This is a genomic window from Flavobacterium fryxellicola, from assembly GCF_900143245.1.
GTDB lineage: Bacteria > Bacteroidota > Bacteroidia > Flavobacteriales > Flavobacteriaceae > Flavobacterium > Flavobacterium fryxellicola.
Map to the genome: position 1 here is coordinate 40634 of NZ_FRDK01000002.1, position 19595 is coordinate 60228.

15 protein-coding genes, 1 other RNA gene and 1 pseudogene are annotated in these 19595 nt (G+C 34.9%); 6 read left to right on the forward strand and 11 right to left on the reverse strand.

What is annotated here, in order from left to right; genetic code table 11:
- Window positions 1-18: 18 nt before the first annotated feature.
- A complete protein-coding gene (locus tag BUA03_RS03865; RefSeq protein ID WP_066078771.1) occupies window positions 19-822 on the reverse strand; it encodes an SDR family oxidoreductase in 804 nt (267 codons plus the stop codon).
- A gap of 112 nt (window positions 823-934) precedes the next feature.
- Window positions 935-1032, reverse strand: an RNA gene (gene ffs, locus BUA03_RS03870) — signal recognition particle sRNA small type.
- An 87-nt stretch (window positions 1033-1119) separates the two neighbouring features.
- On the opposite strand from ffs, the gene BUA03_RS03875 reads away from it, so the two are divergent.
- Complete coding sequence (locus tag BUA03_RS03875; RefSeq protein WP_066078769.1) at window positions 1120-2193, forward strand: glutaminyl-peptide cyclotransferase; 1074 nt, start codon at window positions 1120-1122, stop codon at window positions 2191-2193.
- A gap of 11 nt (window positions 2194-2204) precedes the next feature.
- Window positions 2205-3443: an imidazolonepropionase gene (hutI, locus tag BUA03_RS03880; protein WP_066078767.1), complete on the forward strand. Its 1239-nt coding sequence runs from the start codon at window positions 2205-2207 to the stop codon at window positions 3441-3443.
- A 49-nt stretch (window positions 3444-3492) separates the two neighbouring features.
- On the opposite strand, the gene BUA03_RS03885 is transcribed toward hutI, so the two are convergent.
- A complete protein-coding gene (locus tag BUA03_RS03885; protein ID WP_066078764.1) occupies window positions 3493-4377 on the reverse strand; it encodes a hypothetical protein in 885 nt (294 codons plus the stop codon).
- A gap of 104 nt (window positions 4378-4481) precedes the next feature.
- Between BUA03_RS03885 and BUA03_RS03890 the strand changes: the two genes are divergently transcribed.
- Together BUA03_RS03890 and BUA03_RS03895 are read left to right on the forward strand one after the other, a co-directional pair.
- Entirely contained in the window at window positions 4482-5552 is a 1071-nt protein-coding gene (locus BUA03_RS03890; RefSeq protein ID WP_066078761.1) for a formimidoylglutamase, read from the forward strand.
- A gap of 99 nt (window positions 5553-5651) precedes the next feature.
- Window positions 5652-6905 carry a DEAD/DEAH box helicase gene (locus BUA03_RS03895; RefSeq protein WP_066078758.1) on the forward strand — a complete coding sequence of 418 codons (1254 nt, stop codon included), beginning with the start codon at window positions 5652-5654 and terminating at the stop codon, window positions 6903-6905.
- A gap of 360 nt (window positions 6906-7265) precedes the next feature.
- Here the strand turns inward: BUA03_RS03895 and BUA03_RS03900 are convergent, their stop codons facing one another.
- Both BUA03_RS03900 and aroC read right to left on the reverse strand, forming a co-directional pair.
- Window positions 7266-8549 carry a dicarboxylate/amino acid:cation symporter gene (locus BUA03_RS03900; RefSeq protein ID WP_066078755.1) on the reverse strand — a complete coding sequence of 428 codons (1284 nt, stop codon included), beginning with the start codon at window positions 8547-8549 and terminating at the stop codon, window positions 7266-7268.
- A 107-nt stretch (window positions 8550-8656) separates the two neighbouring features.
- Complete coding sequence (gene aroC / locus BUA03_RS03905) at window positions 8657-9715, reverse strand: chorismate synthase (protein WP_066078753.1); 1059 nt, start codon at window positions 9713-9715, stop codon at window positions 8657-8659.
- 183 nt (window positions 9716-9898) lie between these two features.
- Between aroC and BUA03_RS03910 the strand changes: the two genes are divergently transcribed.
- Both BUA03_RS03910 and BUA03_RS03915 read left to right on the forward strand, forming a co-directional pair.
- On the forward strand, window positions 9899-10786 hold the full coding sequence (locus tag BUA03_RS03910) for a UDP-2,3-diacylglucosamine diphosphatase (RefSeq protein ID WP_082854301.1): 888 nt from the start codon (window positions 9899-9901) through the stop codon (window positions 10784-10786).
- 70 nt (window positions 10787-10856) lie between these two features.
- The gene (locus BUA03_RS03915) at window positions 10857-11369 is read left to right on the forward strand and encodes a hypothetical protein (protein ID WP_066078750.1); all 513 of its coding nucleotides are present in this window, start codon (window positions 10857-10859) and stop codon (window positions 11367-11369) included.
- Window positions 11370-11423: 54 nt separating this feature from the next.
- Here the strand turns inward: BUA03_RS03915 and BUA03_RS03920 are convergent, their stop codons facing one another.
- The 6 genes and pseudogenes from BUA03_RS03920 to BUA03_RS03945 form a co-directional block, all read right to left on the reverse strand.
- Window positions 11424-11852 (reverse strand): protease complex subunit PrcB family protein, encoded by a 429-nt coding sequence (locus BUA03_RS03920; protein WP_066078747.1) that lies wholly within the window; start codon window positions 11850-11852, stop codon window positions 11424-11426.
- A gap of 74 nt (window positions 11853-11926) precedes the next feature.
- A complete protein-coding gene (gene bshA, locus BUA03_RS03925) occupies window positions 11927-13060 on the reverse strand; it encodes an N-acetyl-alpha-D-glucosaminyl L-malate synthase BshA (RefSeq protein WP_066078745.1) in 1134 nt (377 codons plus the stop codon).
- Between the two features lie 77 nt (window positions 13061-13137).
- Window positions 13138-14430 (reverse strand): annotated as a pseudogene (locus BUA03_RS03930) (HAD-IC family P-type ATPase); the annotation flags it as partial.
- A gap of 244 nt (window positions 14431-14674) precedes the next feature.
- Window positions 14675-15874, reverse strand: a complete 1200-nt coding sequence (locus tag BUA03_RS03935) for an MFS transporter (protein ID WP_245792557.1) — start codon at window positions 15872-15874, stop codon at window positions 14675-14677.
- Between the two features lie 207 nt (window positions 15875-16081).
- Window positions 16082-19078 carry a serine hydrolase domain-containing protein gene (locus BUA03_RS03940; protein WP_066078742.1) on the reverse strand — a complete coding sequence of 999 codons (2997 nt, stop codon included), beginning with the start codon at window positions 19076-19078 and terminating at the stop codon, window positions 16082-16084.
- Between the two features lie 13 nt (window positions 19079-19091).
- Window positions 19092-19574, reverse strand: coding sequence for an ABC transporter ATPase (locus tag BUA03_RS03945; protein WP_066078738.1), 483 nt, complete (start codon window positions 19572-19574; stop codon window positions 19092-19094).
- Window positions 19575-19595: the final 21 nt, after the last annotated feature.

The following is a 19595-nucleotide window of genomic DNA, read 5'->3' on the forward strand; positions in this document are numbered from 1 at the left end:
CACAAATTTTGTGCAAAATTACAACTTATAATGGTTCATCAGCATTTTTTCATATACTTTATCCGGCAAAATTCTCTTCAAAACAATGGAGATTTTTTGCATAAAAGCACCCACTTTATAATGAATTTTAGGTTCCTCAGTTTGGATAATTTGGTAGACCGCTTCGGCCATTTCATTGGGATTACTGCCGCTATCCACATGTTCGTCCATTGCTTTTAAGGTATTTCCGTACGGAGTTTCGTAAGCTGAACCTTGTAGCACCGGAGCATGAAAACGTCCTGCAGCAATATTTGTTGCAAAATCACCTGGCGCTACGTTTGTAATGTGAATACCAAACGATTTCACTTCCATTCGCAAGGCTTCGGTTATGAGTTCAAGTGCGCCTTTTGAAGCGGAATAAACACTTCGATAGGGCAAACCCATATACCCCGCAATGGAAGTCACATTAATAATTAATCCTGATTTTTGAGCACGCATTTGTGGCAACACGGATTTCATTACTTCGATTGGACCAAAAAGATTGGTCTCAAAATTGTTTTTAATTTCTTGCATTGGAATTTCTTCCAAAGGCCCTGTTATCCCTACACCCGCATTATTGATCACTACATCCAATCTTCCGGCAGTCGCAATCACTTTGGCAACAGCCGCATAAATCGAGTCGGCATCCCGAACATCCAAAGCCACTAAAGGAAAAACCGAATGCAAAATTCGCTCCGGATTCCTGCTGGTTCCATAGACAATGAAACCTTTATGATGTAAAAACTCTCCAATAGATTTCCCTATTCCTGAGGAACCACCCGTTATTAAGACTACTTTATCCATAATTGTTACTGTTAATGATACGAAAGGTCCAAAAATAAAAAAATCCTCCCGAAGGAAGACTACTATTTTGTGGATTTAGAAAAAAAACCTGAAATAAATACAGACTAAAAAAAAATGGCAAGCGACCTACATCGCATCGCTCAACCGCTTACCCTTGCTATGTTCCCATCCTGGGGGAGTCTGCAGGAGCTGATCGTGTAGGACTTGCCGGTGCAAATATACAATCTTTTTATATTTTTGCAAGAGCTTTATACATTAAAAATAACGTTGTATATTCGGGTATTCAAAATCCAAACTATGAGAAATTATAACTTCCTATCTATCATTTTATTAGGAATCACTTTAGCCAATTGCAACCAGACAAAAAAAGGCGAAAACACTTCATTCAGCTTTGATAATTCAAAATTTAAGGAACAATACAAGCCACAAGAAGCACTTTCTATGGAAATTTTGAACTTAAAAGAACAAACAGTAGACAGTGTTATCTATTTTGTAAATGATAAAAAAATAGCTTCTAAAAAGGGTTTGGAGAAACTAACTTTTGAATTAAAAAACCAAAAACTAGGCTACCAAAACCTTAAAGCATTGGTATATTTTGGAGAAGAAAATTCAGAAGCTACCGCTAGAGTAGAATTAGTTTCTGACATCCAACCCAAATTATTAAACTATACAATTGTAAATACCTATCCCCACGACATTGAAGCTTACACGCAAGGATTAGAATTTTATCGAGATACCCTTTACGAAGGAACAGGAAACGGCTCCGGTCCATCTGGAAAAAGAGGAGTCTCTAGCTTGCGAAAAACCAATTACAAAACGGGCGAAGTTTATAAAAAAGTACTATTGGCGGATCAATATTTTGGCGAGGGAATTACAATTCTGAATAATAAAATATACCAATTGACATGGCAAAACAATGAAGGGTATGTGTATAACGCAGATACTTTCAAAAAAGAAAAGACTTTTACCTATTTTAAGCCAATGGAAGGTTGGGGATTAACAAACGATGGAGAAAACTTGTATCAATCTGATGGTTCTGAAAAAATTTGGATTATCGATCCAACTACTTTTAAAGAAAGAGACTTTATCAATATTTACTCCTTTGAATCAAAAATAAAATCTATTAACGAACTCGAATGGATTGACGGTAAAATTTATGGGAATGTGTATCAAAAAGATGCGATTGCGATTATAAATCCAAAAAATGGTGCCGTAGAAGCAATTATCAATCTTGCGGATTTGAAGAAAAAAATTACCCAGTTAACAGACACGGATGTACTGAACGGCATCGCATACAATCCAAAAACAAAAACCATTTTTGTAACCGGGAAAAACTGGGATAAAATGTTTGAAATCAAAGTTTCTGAATAATTTTATATAAAATGACAACATTAATCATCAATATCAAAGAATTACTGCAGGTTCGGGATGCTGCAATTTTGAAGGTTTCAGGTGCCGAAATGGCGGTTCTTCCAACAATCAACAACGCCTATTTAGTAATTCAAAATGAGCTTATTTCTGATTTTGGTTCAATGGAAGACTTGCCTAACATAAATCCAGAAAAGTGTATTGATGCAGACGGAAAAATAGTTTTACCGGCTTGGTGTGACAGCCATACGCACATTGTGTATGCAGGTAATCGCGAACAGGAATTCGTGGATCGCATTAATGGATTGACTTACGAGGAAATTGCCAGTCTTGGCGGTGGAATCTTAAATTCTGCTAAAAAATTGAACGAAACCTCCGAAAAAGAACTGTACGACCAGTCTAAAATTCGTCTGGAAGAAGTGATGCGTCTAGGAACCGGAGCCGTAGAAATCAAATCGGGATACGGATTGACGGTTGAAGGGGAGTTAAAAATGCTACGCGTAATTCATCGCTTGGCACAAAACTATCCAATCACTATTAAAGCGACATTTTTAGGTGCCCATGCATTTCCCTCAGAATTTAAAGAAAACCATCAAGGCTATATCGATCTTATCATCAACGAAATGCTGCCTGCAATTGCTAAAGAAAAGCTAGCAGAATTCATCGATGTTTTTTGTGAAATCGGTTATTTTACTGTTGCCGAAACACAACAAATCTTGAAAGCTGGAATTGCATTTGGCTTAAAGCCAAAAATTCATGTCAATCAGTTCAACTCCATTGGCGGAATTCAAGTTGGAGTACAACAGGAAGCACTTTCTGTCGATCACCTAGAAGTGATGACTACCAACGATATCGAATCTTTGAAAAATACCGCTACAATGCCTGTTGCATTACCTTCGTGTTCTTATTTTTTGAGTATTCCGTATGCTCCAGCACGAGAAATGATTGAAGCTGGACTTCCTATAGCGATAGCAACGGATTATAATCCGGGTTCTACTCCATCGGGAAATATGAATTTTGTGGTGGCAACCGCCTGTATCAAAATGAAAATGACGCCCGAAGAAGCAATTAATGCGGCTACAATTAACGGAGCGTATGCGATGGGAATTTCAGACACGCACGGAAGTATCACTATTGGTAAAAAAGCAAATCTTATTCTGACCCAACCTATTCCCTCCTATTATCAATTGCCTTATGCTTTTGGCAGTAATTTAATTGACACTGTATTTATAGAGGGAGAAATAGTTGCATAAAAAAAAGAGGAACAGTACGTTCCTCTTTTAAATAGTCTTCTTCGCGTGATTATCTTAAGACAAAACTTGTTTTAGAAACTAATACATCTCTATCAAAAATATTGATAAAATACGTTCCTTTAGCAAAATCTTTCCCTCTTAAATCCTCAGAAACTTGAATTGTTTTATTTTCATATTTAACATTAGTTAAAAAACTATAGGTTAACGTGTTTTCTCCAAAATTCTCTGTTTTCTTATCCCCTAAAACATTGTTTTTACTGTCAATTACTTGAACATAATATGTTTTTTCACCAGATTTAGCAATAGCATTTTCAGCAATTGTAAAATTAACTCTCAAAACATCAGCTCTACTTGCTTTGTCCGTTTCAATTTGTTTACCAGAGCTACGCAGTTTAAAAGCCGATCCTCTTGTATTCAAAACAGTTAATTTAGAACCAATTTCTACCGCTTTAGTCAATTCTTCGTTTTGCCCCACCAATGCTTCATTGTATTTTTTAGACTCTCCTAATACAACCCTAGTACTATCACGTTGCACTGTAAGTGTCGTGTTAGCCTTTTTTAGATTGTCGTTCTCCGCCATTAGAACTTTCATATTCCCTTGCAAAGCATTGAATTGACTTCTATATCTTGACAATGAAGCTACATCCCCTTTCGATTTACTTAAGTCAGACATTAAGTTAACCACTTTATCTCTTTCCAAAATTAACTCATCAGACATTGAAGTGTTTTCTGAAATAGCAGCATCATAAGTCGATTTTAGTTCCTGTAGATCTTTCATTACCGTTTCTTTTTCGGTCAATGTAGTTTTCAATTCTGTTTTAACTGTATCTGCATCAGAGGTCATTTTAAATATATAGATTAAACTTCCTACTAATAAAATAGCCAATACTGCTACTACCGCTTTAAGACTTGAACTGCTTTTTTGATTTTCCATCCCAATTTAATTTTTTAATTTATTTACAAATTTAACATTATATAACCACCTGATAACGTAAGTTAACACAATTATATTATTTTTGAATAAAAATTATTTTTTTAATGGACAAAATTATCCCGTTTACCATAAAAGATCTTGCAAAAATAACCAACCACAGAAGTGGCGAAATAAAATTTGGAGAGAAAATGTTAACCATTCCAAAGGACGCAGACCCCACTGATTTTCTAAAAAAATGTGAAGCTAAATATGTGCTCTTTGGAATTCCAGAAGATATAGGCATAAGAGCCAATTATGGCAGACCAGGAGCAGCATCCGCATGGGATAGTGCGATAAAAAGCATTGCAAACATACAGCACAATCGTTTTTGTAAAGGCAGTCAACTTGTTGTTCTAGGACAGCTCGATGTAAGTGAACTAATGAAAAATGTAGAATCACTAGACTTTAATGATATTGATGACCGCTCTAAATTGAGTCAGCTCGTCGATAAAATTGACAAAGATGTTTCACACATTATATTTAATTTAGTAAAATTAGGCAAAACACCAATTGTTATTGGCGGCGGACACAATAATTCTTATGGAAACATAAAAGGAACGGCACTCGCCAAAGGCAAACCTATAAATGCAATTAATTTTGATGCCCATTCTGATTTTAGAATTTTAGAAGGACGTCACAGCGGCAATGGATTTTCGTATGCGTATGAAGAAGGTTTTTTAAAAAAATATTTTATTTTTGGGTTGCATGAAAACTATACGTCTAAAAGTGTTTTGGACATTATCAAAAAAATCGAAGATCGGGTACGCTATACCACGTACGATAGTATCAGCATTAGAAGAGAAAAAGAATTTGATCAAGAAATGGCACACGCGCTAGAGTTTGTAAATGATGATTTCTTTGGAATTGAAATTGATCTCGATGCCATTCCAAATATTGCCTGTAGTGCAATGACAATGAGTGGTTTTTCGGTGGAACAACTTCGACAGTTTATTTCCTTTTTTGGAAAAAATAAAAATGCATCCTACTTGCATATTTGCGAAGGAGCTCCGGATTTAGGAGAAGAAAATAACAATCACCTGATAGGCAAACTGATAGGATATCTAATCACTGATTTTATCAAATCCAACACGATCCCTCCGATTCAAATTCCGAATTCAGTAATTAAAATGCTCTAAAGTAGTGCCTGACGGACCTACGAGTACCCATCAAAAATATTAATACTATCTTTGCAAGACTGTCTTTGTACCTAATACAAGATAATTAATATCAAAAATATGTTATTCGAAGATTTATCACTCTCAAAAAGTATACAAAAAGCCGTATTTGAACAAGGCTATTTAGAAGCAACTCCAATACAAGAACAAGCAATTCCAATCGTTTTATCTGGAAGAGATATGATTGGTTGTGCCCAAACAGGAACTGGGAAAACTGCTGCTTTTGCTATTCCTATTATTCATCAACTCCATAGAATAGTAGGTTCGTCTAAAAAAGCAAGCCCAATCCGTGCCTTAGTTATTACCCCAACTAGAGAATTAGCTGTTCAGATTGGACAAAATTTTGACCAATATGGCAAATACACAAACTTAGTCCAACTGACCATTTTTGGAGGAGTTTCCCAAGTACCTCAAGTAGAAATGCTTAAAAAAGGAATAGATATCCTGATTGCGACGCCGGGACGTTTACTAGATTTGGTAAAGCAAGGGTTTATAGATTTAGACCATTTGCACACACTAGTTCTCGATGAAGCGGATCAAATGCTGGATATGGGATTTGTAAATGATGTCAAAAAAATTGTAAAGTTAACTCCTAACAACAGACAAACACTTTTATTCTCTGCAACAATGCCAATTGCAATTAGAGAGTTGGCGGAGATGTTTTTAAAAGACCCAGCAACAGTTACCGTTTCGCCCGTTTCATCAACTGCGGAAAATGTAGAACAACGTGTCTATTTTGTTGAAAAAGGAGAAAAAAGAAATTTATTATATCATTTAATAAAAAACGAAAATTTATCTAATGTTTTAGTTTTTTCAAGAACAAAACATGGAGCTGATAATGTTGTAAAAGCCTTGCGAAAACATGACATTGCAGCTGAAGCTATTCATGGAGATAAGTCTCAAAATGCAAGACAACGCGTTCTTGATGGTTTCAAAAATAAAGAAATTAAAGTTTTAGTCGCTACTGACATTGCCGCTAGAGGAATTGATATTGACCAATTGCCATTTGTCATCAATTTTGATTTACCAAATATTCCTGAAACGTATGTGCATAGAATTGGTAGAACTGGCCGCGCTGGGAATGAAGGTGTTGCCATTTCTTTTTGTGGTAAGGATGAACATCAATATTGGAAAGACATTCAAAAATTAATCAAAGTAGATGTTAAAACGGTAAGTGACCATCCTTTTGGCTGGCATTCTGGAAGTCCAGAAACTGCCCCAGCATCAAAACAAAACAATTCTAATCGAAGCGGTGGAGCCCATAAATCGAGAAAATCAGACGCTAGCAAGCAAAACAAAAAAAGATGGTATTAACAAGGATACCTATTATGTAAAGTCATTTTAAAAGCACTTTTTAGCACAAACTAAAAGGTGCTTTTTTATGATAACTTAATTATGCCAACCACTTATAAATAAAATATTTATAGCGATCAAATACTAAATTAAAGACTTACTAATTACTCGATTCCACTTTTTAAAAACTATTATGTTTGGTTTGACAACCAATATCAAGCAAGATTAATCATTCGATAGCTGATGTTTTATATTAAATTATTGAGCTTGACTAAAAAGAGTTTTTAAGCTCTCAGAAAAAAATGTTTCTGTTTCAATAAAGCCAGATAAAACTGCTCAATTATTCGAATAATTTAAAAAATTGTCAATTAGGAACTCATTTTATGCTTGAGAAAGATCAGTTTCATTTTGATTTTCACCTTCCCATTGTCCTACGACTGACGTTGCTAAAGCGTTTCCTAAAACATTGGTTGCACTACGAAACATATCGCAAAAATGATCAATTGGTAAAATCAAAGCGATTCCTTCAATTGGAATATCAAACATGCCACATGTTGCGGCAACGACTACTAAGCTAGCTCTTGGAACTCCCGCAATACCTTTGCTGGTCAGCATCAAAACTAAAAGCATTGTCATTTGTGTTCCTAAATCTAAATCAATACCGTACGCTTGAGCAATAAAAATACTAGCAAAAGTCATGTACATCATACTTCCATCTAAATTAAAGGAATAACCCAGTGGCAACATGAAAGAGACAATTCTGTCTTTGACGCCAAAGCGTTCTAATTCTTCCGTTAACTTTGGAAAAACAGCTTCGCTGCTAGTAGTTCCAAAAGCAATGATTAGTGGACTAACTATTCTTTTCAGTAAAACGGTCATTCTACTTTTTAGAAAAATATAACCTACTAGTATTAATACGACCCAAAGAGAGGAAATTCCAATTAAAAAGGAACCGAAAAACTTGAAATAAGTAATTGCTAATTCCTGAAAATCACGTACCGCAAAAACTCCTGCTATAGCTCCAAATACTCCAATTGGTGCAAACTTCATCACATAATTAACCATTTTCAGGACAATATGAGATGTTTTCTCTAAAGCATTTGTAACTGGTTTTACATAATCTCCTAATGAAGCGGCCGCTAGACCAAAGAAAATGGAGAAAATTACAATTTGTAAAATTTCATTAGTAGCCAATGCCTCAAAGATACTTTTGGGTACAATATGCTCAATAAAATTTTCAAAAGATATATTTTGCGTTTTAGCAGTTACTTCTGAAGCAGAGGCTAAATCGATACTTGGTAAATTAAGTCCAACTCCTGGTTTAAGCATGTTGACAAAAAACATACCTAACAACAAGGAAACAAACGAGGCGGTAAAAAACCAACCCATCGCTTTGCCACCAATCCTTCCTACTGCTTTAATGTCTCCGAGCTTAGCAATTCCCACCACTAAAGTAGTAAAAACTAAAGGAGAAATAATCATTTGAACTAAACGAATAAAGATGGTTGCTAAGATGTTTATTTTTTTACTAAAGGCTTTTGCATCTTCTGGTGAAATCCAATTGTGTATGACAATACCCAAAATAGCACCTAAGACCATAGCTATTAATATTTGTCCTGTTAATCCTGAAAAAAATGAGGGCTTCTTCGTTGTAATTGTATTCATTAAAAGTAGGTATTAGTTTTAAATTAGCCTTTGTCACAGTACTCTTCCTTACTTAAATCTTAGTAATAAAGATTATTTCAAAATAGGGAAAAAGCTAAAAATTAGTATTAATATGTTTTGTTTATCAAATAAAAATCAGCCAGCACAATGGCAGCCATTGCCTCAACAATTGGAACAGCTCTAGGAACAACACAAGGGTCATGACGTCCCTTTCCTGTCATCTCAGTAATGTTCCCTTTATTGTCTAGCGATTCCTGTTTTTGCATGATTGTTGCCACAGGCTTAAAAGCTACACGAAAGTAAATATCCATCCCATTGCTTATACCGCCTTGAATCCCTCCCGAAAGATTAGTCTTAGTGGATCCATCAGGATTGTATAAATCGTTGTGCTCACTGCCCTTCATTTTAGCACCACAGAAGCCACTTCCAAATTCGAATCCCTTTACAGCATTTATAGAGAGCATGGCTTTACCGAGTTCAGCATGGAGTTTGTCAAATACCGGTTCTCCGAGTCCGATGGGTACATTTTGAATAACACACGTTACGGTTCCACCCACTGTATCTCCTTGTTTCCTAATATCACGTATATACTCTTCCATCACTACTGCCATTTCTGGATCAGGACACCGAACAGGATTATTCTCTGTCATTGAAAAGTCTAAATCTTGGTAAGGTTTTTCTAAAAAAATAGGACCTACAGAAGAAACGTAAGCATTAATTTTAAGTTGCGGTAGCATTTGCTTTGCAACAGCACCAGCAACTACTCTACTAGCAGTTTCACGCGCTGAACTGCGTCCTCCACCCCGATAATCACGTACTCCATACTTTTGATCGTACACATAGTCAGCATGACTGGGCCTGTAATTATCTTTAATATGGGAATAATCATCGGATTTCTGATTGGTGTTGGGAATGATAAAACCTATTGGAGTTCCAGTAGTTTTACCTTCAAAAATTCCAGAAAGGAATTGAACATCGTCTGGTTCTTTACGTTGGGTAACTATTGCCGATTGACCTGGCTTTCTTCTAGACATTTCGAATTGAATGGCTTCCAAATCTAGTGCTATTCCCGGAGGACAACCGTCAATTATTCCGCCTAAAGCTTCACCATGAGATTCTCCAAAAGTTGTTATTCTAAATAGTGTTCCGTAGCTATTTCCTGCCATTATAATTAATTTTGAACAAAAGTACCATTTTACTTTAAGGTTCAAAAGTTTAAAGTTTAAAGTTTTAAGAAACAATTCACATTTATTATTATAAATTTAATATTGTATTAGATTTCTTAACCTTTAATTCTATTTCATTTGCTAATAATTCGATTATTTTGGGAAACATAAAATCCACATACCTTGAAAAAAAGAAAAGTAGAACTAGTGGTCCTTTCCGATGTGCATTTGGGAACTTTTTGCAGCCATGCTGTTGCACTTTACAATTATTTAGCAAGCATTAAACCTAAAGTTTTAGTATTAAATGGCGATATTATTGATATTTGGCAATTTAGAAAATCTTATTTTCCTAAGGCACATTTAAAAGTCATTCAAAAAATAATCAGTTTTGCTTCTAAAGGAACTAAAGTCTACTACATAACTGGTAATCATGACGAAATGCTTCGGAAATTTAGTGACATAAGTATGGGCAATTTTGAATTACGTGACAAATTGGTACTGGATCTCGATGGCAAAAAAGCTTGGATCTTTCACGGTGATGTTTTTGATGCTTCGGTTCAACATTCCAAATGGATTGCTAAATTGGGAGGCTTGGGCTACGACTATCTCATTCTTATCAATCGATTTGTGAATTGGTGTTTGTTAAAAATAGGCAAAGAACCCTACTCTTTTTCCAAGAAAATAAAGGCTAGCGTAAAAAAAGCGGTCAAACACATCTCTGATTTTGAGGAAACAGCCACCGATTTAGCAATCGAAAATAAATATGACTATGTAGTTTGCGGCCATATTCACGAACCTAAAATGATCAAGAAAGAAAATAAGAATGGCGCTACACTTTACTTAAATTCAGGAGATTGGGTTGAAAACTTAACAGCATTAGAGTATAATAAAAAACGCTGGAAATTATTTCATTATTCAGAAATGAATTATGTAGCGGAAGAAAATCTTTTTGAAACGGAAGATCGTTTAAGCAATCAAACATTTGCGAAAGTCCTATTTTCAAAGCAGAATAACGCAATGTATCGTTCTTTTTTAATCACTTTTATTTTTTTTAATGTGGTAATTATATAACTTTTTTCTATAATTTTATAATCAATATCCAAAACTTAAGAGCTACATTTGTACCTATAAAAATTTACTTATGAAAAAAATTATTTTATCAGCAATAATGTTAATGGGATTAGCATTTACCGCACAAGCGCAGGATATTTCAAAAAATGCTATAGGTTTACGTTTTGGAAGCAACGGTGGATTTGGAACTGAAATTTCATACCAAAGAGGTTTATCTGATAACAACAGACTTGAATTAGATTTAGGTTGGAGAAGCAGAAAAGATTACAACAATGATAACTATGATGACAATGCTATCAAATTAACAGGTTTATACCAATGGGTATGGAATATTGAAGGTGGTTTCAACTGGTACGCAGGTATTGGTGGAGGTGTAGGAAGCTACAACAGAGACTATTATGATAACAGAGACTATAACAATGACGTTTTCGCATTTGCTGCTGGAGATATCGGTCTTGAATACAACTTTGATTTCCCATTATTAGTGTCTATCGATTTCAGACCTGAATTTGGTGGAAATGGAGGATACTACAAAAATAATTATGGTTCTGATGTAGCTTTAGCGCTTAGATATCAGTTCTAATATTAGTAGTTTTTTAATAAAAAAGGGGCTGTTCAAATTGAACAGCCCCTTTTTTTATTTAAACACAATCTCTTTTTTAGAATTTATTTTAACTACACAAAAAGGAGTAGTCACTGATTGTGTTACTATACTTCCTGTTTTGGGATTCGTTTCTTTAACAGTTACCACTACATTTTTATCGGTTTCAATTACAGTCTCAATTCCTATAGCGTATCCGCCCGTGGCCTTCTCCCCCATATTCAAAATAATAAAATTAGAGTTCTGAGCATCATTAGCACTAATCTTGTTTTTTAAACTTTCATCATTTTGTAGCATTTTAATTTCATTTGGTTCCGTAAGTACCTCAAAGAAACGAATACTTGCTCCACCATTAGTTTGTTGACTCAACACTTCGTACAATTTAGTTGCATCAGTGCTTTTAACAGCTGTTGTACCGCAAGCAGCGAGTGTTAAGACAAAAAGTGACAAAATTGTTTTTTTCATTATTATTTTTTTTGGTGGAATTCAATCTGTTTGTAAGAGCCTATGACCTACTACAATCCCTAAATCAGTTTATTTTATAAATATTTATTGATTGCTTTTTGATATAGTGCTTCATAAAGTGGTAAAATATTTTTAATGTCAAATTGTTTTGCAACAGACAAAGCATTTTCTTTAAATTTTTGAAGAGTACTGTCCTCTTTTAAAATTTTTAAGGCATTTTGAGCCATCTCTTCTATATTTCCTACGTCACTTAAATAACCAGAAACACCCTCAAAATTAACCTCCGGCAAACCACCTGAATTACTGGAGATAACCGGAACCCTGCATGCCATGGCTTCAAGAGCGGCTAAACCAAAACTTTCTGTTTCTGAGGGAAGTAAGAATAGATCCGTCAAGCATAAAATTTTATCAATTTCATTACTGTTTCCAAAGAAAATAACCTTGTCTACTATCCCCAATTCCTGACATAAATATTCTGCTTTTTCCTTTTCAGGACCATCCCCTACCATCATTAATTTAGCTGGAATCTCTTTTTGAATATTATAAAAAATCTTAATCACATCAGGAATTCGTTTTACTTTTCTAAAATTACTAATATGGGTTATAATACGCTCGTTTTCCTTAGCCATAACGGAACGTTGACAAGGAATACTAAGATCGTTTGAATTTTTGTCCAATTCTATAAAATTTGGAATGACCTCAATTTCATTTTTAATATTGAATAACTTGAGCGTATCATCTTTTAAACTTTGGGACACCGAAGTAACAAAATCTGATTTATTGATACTGAAAGTAACCGCTGGTTTATAAAACGGATGATTTCCTACTAAAGTAATATCAGTTCCATGCAAAGTCGTTACCATTGGTATATTTATTCCCTCATCTTTCAACATCTGCTTGGCCATATAACCGGCATAAGCATGCGGAATGGCGTAATGCACATGAAGCAATTCGATTTTATAAAGTTTAACCATGTCAACTAATTTGCTTGAAAGAGCCAATTCATACGGTTGATAATGGAATAATGGATATTCAGGAACATTTACTTCATGGTAATAAACATTTGGGCTCAACAGTGCTAAGCGTACCGGTTGACTGTACGTTATAAAATGAATTTCGTGGCCGCGACGAGCCAATTCTAGTCCTAATTCTGTAGCGACGACACCACTACCTCCAAAGGTAGGATAACAAACTATTGCAATTTTCATGTATTTAATTTAATGAAACGAATTTAATAAAAATAGCAATGTGTTTGATGGAAATTTAAGTTAAAAACTATGGGCATTTAAAACTTCATGCGTTGAATACGTGTGGCATTCAAAATTGCCAACATGGCCACACCTACAGCTGCAAAAACAGCCTCCCACATGGAGGCTAATCCACCTGCTCCCAGAGTTAACACGATCAATTTAACACAAAAAGCCAACGTAATATTTTGCCAAACGATTTGTTTGGTTTTCCTTCCAATGTTGATTGCTGTGGCAATTTTCATAGGTTGGTCATTTTAAATCACTATATCGGCCGTTTCAATAGTTGCATCACTTCCCAGACCACCCAAAGCAATTCCTACATCTGCAATGGCAATAACTGGAGCATCATTTACGCCATCACCAACAAAAGCGACTTTAACCTGCTGCTTCAACAGTGCTTCTACTTTCTTTACTTTGTCTTCTGGCAATAAACCTCCAAAAGCATCTTTAATATTCAATTCTTTGGCCACAGCAGTAACTACTGCTTGATTATCGCCAGAGAGTAGCATGGTTTTAATCTTTATTTTGTGTAAACCTGCAATAGCTGTTTTTGCATCTTCTTTAATCTCATCGGCTATGAGAAAATAACCGGCATATTTTTGGTTGATGGCTACAGCAATTGTCGTAAAAGGAATTCTATCCAGTTCCTTATCATAATCAATTTTTAATTTTTTCATCAATTTAGAACTGCCAACAGCTATTTCATTTCCATCAACGATTCCTTTTAATCCGAGACCTGGAATTTCAATTACTTCAATAACATTAGTAGTACTGCTATTTTTATTATTGTTGGCAAATTCAATTAGTGCGGAACCAACGGGGTGTGTGCTTTTGGCCTCAATAGCTGCAGTAATCATTCCAGCGAGAATGACATCCCCTTTCGACTTAAAATCGGGTTTGATTTCTCCAAATAATGCGGCAGTATTAAAAGTAGCATGAGGGGAAAGTAATTTTCCATCTAGGGCCAATTTCTCTCCTGCTTTTAGTTCTATTATTTTACCAAGTGCAACTTCAGATGCTTTTTTTAAAATCACTTTCTGTCCTTCTATAACACTAGCAAAATCGGGCCTTTGATCCAATAATGATTTGATATTAGATTTAGCTTTTTTTACCGCCAGCATTTGAAACAGTTCCCCTCTTGGATAGAACAACATTACGGTAACTCCTTCTGCATATTGGCCAATTCTAAAAGCACCAACTGTAGCAATGCTCATTAGAAAAAATTCTGAAAAAACAGCTCCTTTTCTACTACTATGAAAAGCCTTTTTCAAAACAGGAAAACCGACAGGGAGGTATGCAACGACATACCAAATAATCCGAATCCATCCCAAAAACCAGGATTGAGAAAAAAAGTGATCCAGCAATAAAGCTAACACTAATAGTACAAAACTGATCATTGCAGGCAAAAAAAGCGCAAATAAACTTCCAGTTGAGCTACCATGATCGTGATCCTGCTCGGAATTAATACCCAAATCACTATCTAACGTGCAACATTCCACATCTTCGGTTGCGTTTTTAGTAGTCAATTTTTGCTTGGAGATAGCGCAGACCTCTTTGTCGTGCACTGTCTCTTTATTTGATTATTTCATTTTTAATAATTTTGTCTTTCAGAAAAAAAGAAAAGTAAATAACAACTAAAACGGTAGCAATCCCTGTAGTTAAAAATGTAGCTTGGGCTCCAAACCGATACCAAATTAATCCGGCAAGCGAACTTGCTATCAAAGCACCTATACTTTGAAATCCAGAGTATGTTCCAATGGCCGTAGCAGTATCTTTAGGATCACAAATTGTACTAATCCATGCTTTTGATATTCCTTCGGTTGCAGCAGCATAAATACCATAGATAAAAAAGAACAGCGCAATCAAATAAATGTTAGTACTAAAGGCCATTCCAAAATAAACGATGGCAAATAAAGAAAGTCCAACTATGAACATCTTCTTTAAACCTACTTTGTCTGCTAAAATCCCAATAGGTAAAGCTACAATTGCATATACTAAATTATAAAAAATATAAATTCCAATTACGTAAGAATCATTTAATCCTGCTTGTTTTGCTTTCAATAACAGAAAAATATCGGAACTATTAAAAACAGCAAAAGCCAATAAGCCCAGCACTACTTTTCTATATTCGTGTGGACTTAAATGCCAATAACTCAGAAAGGAGAAAAACGAGGTTGTTGTTTTTTCAGTGGAGATTTTTTTTGATTTATCTTTTAATAATAAAGAAACTAAAACCGCAATTACACCAGGAAGAAATGCAATATAAAACAGTGTTTGATACTGTTCCGGATAATAATAAAGATACGTTAAGGCAATCAATGGTCCTAAAACAGCACCAAAAGTATCCATTGCCCTATGAAAACCAAAAACTTTTCCTTTGGTATACGGTGTTGCCTGCTCCGATAAAATAGCATCTCTTGCCCCGGTACGAACTCCTTTTCCAAAGCGATCAATCGATCTTGCAAAAAATATCCAAAGTGGAAAAACAAACACTGCCATCATTGGTTTTGAAATTGCACTCAAGGCATAACCAACCTGCACAAAGGGAACTCTTTTACCTGAGCTATCTGACAACTTACCAAAATAACCTTTGCTTAATCCTGCCAAAGCCTCCGCAAATCCCTCCAAAACACCAATTAATACAATGGAGAAACCTATTGTTTTAAGATAAATGGGCATTATAGGATAGAGCATTTCACTAGCAGCGTCTGTAAACAAACTGACTAAAGAAAGTATCCAAACGGATTTTGAAATGTTTTTTACTATTTTCACTTTGAAAAATTTTGCTTTTGATAGTGCAGTCAACGATACAAATAAAAAGTGTCTTTGGGATTACTATCAAATATACAATAAATCAGTGCTCCACCCTAAACTAGAAATTTCAGTGCAACCGGCAACATCGATTTTTATCAAGGTAGCGCGATTAATCCTATTTTAAAGAATACGATTTGGGCAAAGGAATGGTATCACAAAATCGAATTAGTTCTTGACAGCTTCATAAATTATTTTCTGGATGTCTTCTCTTATGTTTGCTTTAGATAACCTATTCTCATTGGCAATTGGATAGGTTCTATTCGATAAAAACACATAAACAATTTGTGTTTCAGGATCTGCCCAAGCCATCGTTCCAGTGTAACCAGTATGTCCAAAACTTGTCATCGAAGCGCACCCACAAGTTGGACCTTCAATTCCCAGCTGAGGCTTATCAAAACCTACTCCTCTTCTATTCCCCACAGCACAAAAATAACAAGTATTGAAATCTTCAAATGTCTTTTCGGAAAAATAGCGTTGATTGCCATAACTTCCTTTTTGCAGATACAGTTCCATTATTTTAGCTACATCCATGGCATTCGAAAAAATTCCAGCATGCCCTGAAACACCACCTTCTAGTGCAGCGGACAAATCATTTACATAGCCTTGTAACAGTTGACGACGAAAATAAGTATCTGTCTCTGTTGGCGGAATTCTATTTTTATCAAATTTTGTTAAAGGATTAAAACTTGAATTGTTCATGCCTAGGGAGCGATAAAAATTCTCTTGAATCAAAGCATCTAATGTTTTTCCTGTTGTTTTCTCCAAATAATCTTTTAGAATCATAAAAGTCAGATCACTGTATTTGTATTCTTTTTTTAATGAAATTTTACTTTTAACAATCATTTTCATTATTGTATCGCTAAAATCATTTCGTATAAAAAGACTGTCCCCCAATTGCTTCGAAAACTGATCTTGGGGCATTCTTCTAAAATAGATCTCCGAAGGCAATTTTGATTTATCCATTGTAGCCTTGTAAAATGGAATTCCAGCGGGTAAACCTGCATAATGAGATAATAAATCCTTGAAATTAATATTTTGTTTGTTGGAGTCTTTAAAAATAGAAGACATATCTCCTAGTGTTGTTTCTAAATTTATTTTTTGCTGATCGTATTGTTGCATCACATTAGGCAATGTAGCTAAAATTTTTGTCAAAGAAGCGACGTCATAAATATCAGAATTTTGAACTTTAATTGTTTTATCATACGTATGATACCCAAATGATTTTTGGTAAATTACTTTTCCATTTCTAGCCACTAGCACCTGAATTCCAGGAGTCATCTTAGCATTGATTGCTTTAAGAGCAATACCATCAATTTTTGATAAAATTTTAGAGTCCATCCCGACATTTTCAGCCGAAGTAAATCCCAATCGATTTAATTTTTCAGTAGATAGGCCATCATTTACTTTAAAACTGGCGTTTATAGAAACAGGCAACTTCCCTTTTGCTTCAATCGCACCAAAAATTAGTTCTGCCGAAACTACCTGAGCAATGGCACTATTTTGATAAGATACCACCAAACCTTCCAAAGTTTGATAATTGGTAATCGGCAAGAGTGCGTAGGGTTTAGCAAAAACATCTAGGATTACATTATTATTCTGGGCTAAAAATGCAATCTTTGCAATCTCATCTGCTCTCATATCATCATTTCTAAAAGCTATATCTGATTTATGATAACCAACGATAACGGTGGTAAACGGAGCTAATTTCGCTTGCAAACTATCCAAATTAGCATCGGCTATAACAGTAACTTCTGCATATTTTTTAAGGGTAGTTACAAACGCATCGTTGTTGTCGTCTCCCATTTTTACGTAAGCAATTTTTTGCAGGTCCAAATTCTTGATAGGTAAAACAGCTGCGGTATTTTTTAGTACAGTGATAGCATTCTCATATAATTGATAATGCAAGGCCTCATTTTCAACTGAATTTAATTCCTTGTACAAATTATCCGTTTCAATTGCTTTGTACGAGTTCAGTCCTGCTTTGTATTTGAATTTTAGTATTTTCTTTACAGAAAAAGCCAATCGCTCCGCTGTAAATAAATTGAGTGAATAAGCAAGTGTAAATTTTTCGATTGCAGCAGGAACATTTTCTGGAAATAGCAACACGTCATTCCCGGCCATAAAAGCTTCGAAATTGATTTCACTTGGCAATTTAAAATCACTTACACTTTTCATATTTAAAGCATCGGTAAAAATAAGTCCTTTGAAACCCAATTCATTTTGTAGAATATTAGTAACTACATTGTAAGAAATAGAAGAAGGAAAATTAGTTCTACTCTCTAAACTGGGAACGTTTAAATGTGCCACCATAACCGAAGAAAGTCCTTCATGGAACATTTTTTTATAGGGATAAAATTCTACTTCTTGTAGCCTTTCTTTTGAGGAACTTATGGTGGGCAATCCTTTGTGAGAATCCATTGCAGTATCGCCATGTCCTGGAAAATGTTTTCCCGTAGAAAAAACGCCCTGACTTTGGACGCCTTTCATTAAAGCAATGGCATGTTCCGTCACTTTGAACTTATCTTCACCAAAAGAACGAAAACCAATAATAGGATTTTTGGGATTTGAATTAATATCTAAAACAGGAGCAAAATTGAAATGCAGTCCCATTCGCTTGCTTTGCTGTCCTAATTGGACCCCAAGCTTTTCTATCAATTTCATGTCTTGAATGGCTCCAAGTGTCATGTTCCAAGGATAAGTATAGGTTGAATCCAGTCGCATTCCCAAACCCCATTCGGCATCGCTACCTATAAATAAAGGAAGCTTTGATTTTGATTGAAACCGATTGGACAATTTTGCTTGGCGAACTGGCCCACCTTGAAAGAACAGTAAACCTCCTATTTTATAATCTATAATTAGTTTATCAATACTTTTAATGTGGGCTGAATCTTTATTAGAATAAGCAGCAACCATAAATAGTTGACCAAATTTTTCCTCTAAAGTCATGGAATTGTAGACACTATCTACCCATTTATTCCCTTCTGGCTGTAACTCGAATAATAATGGAGTATTTGTTATAGCCAAACTATCAAGATTTTGAACTTTGACAGGAACGTTGGTTAAAATTACTTTATTCTTATTAATTTTTGTACCAACACAACTTGCAGCAACAAAAATAAATAAGACATAAGTAAAAACAATTTTGATGCCTATTTTTTTCATTGGACTGTTTTGTTTAAAAAAAGCGACTATGCCAGCTATCAATGGCAGGAACTTCCCACGATTCATTAAATTCTTCTATATTGTTAACCAAATTATTGAAAACAATAGTATTCTCAGTAACGGCTTTATCTTTGACCATTTTCTTGAAGTCAATTAGAGGCTTATGGGCAATATGTTCTCCTAATTTAAAAGTGACATTCATTTTATCTAATAAATCAACTGAATATTTTTGTTCTAAACTTTGGATAAATTCTACAGAGGAATCGATAGAACAACCTGTTGCAGCCTGAACGTCCTGATTTACAGCAATAATAATGAATCGATTGTATTTTAATTGGTAAGAAGATTCTAAACTGGTGCCATGTGCAGCCCAACCTTCAAGAAAGGATTGTAAGGCTGTTTCTATTTCAGAAAATTCCGCATCTGAAAATTTTCTATTCGACTGGTAGATCCAGATTTTAGATTCTTCGGGTAAATTTTCAAATGGAATGTACATAATGCTATTTATTTGCTAGAT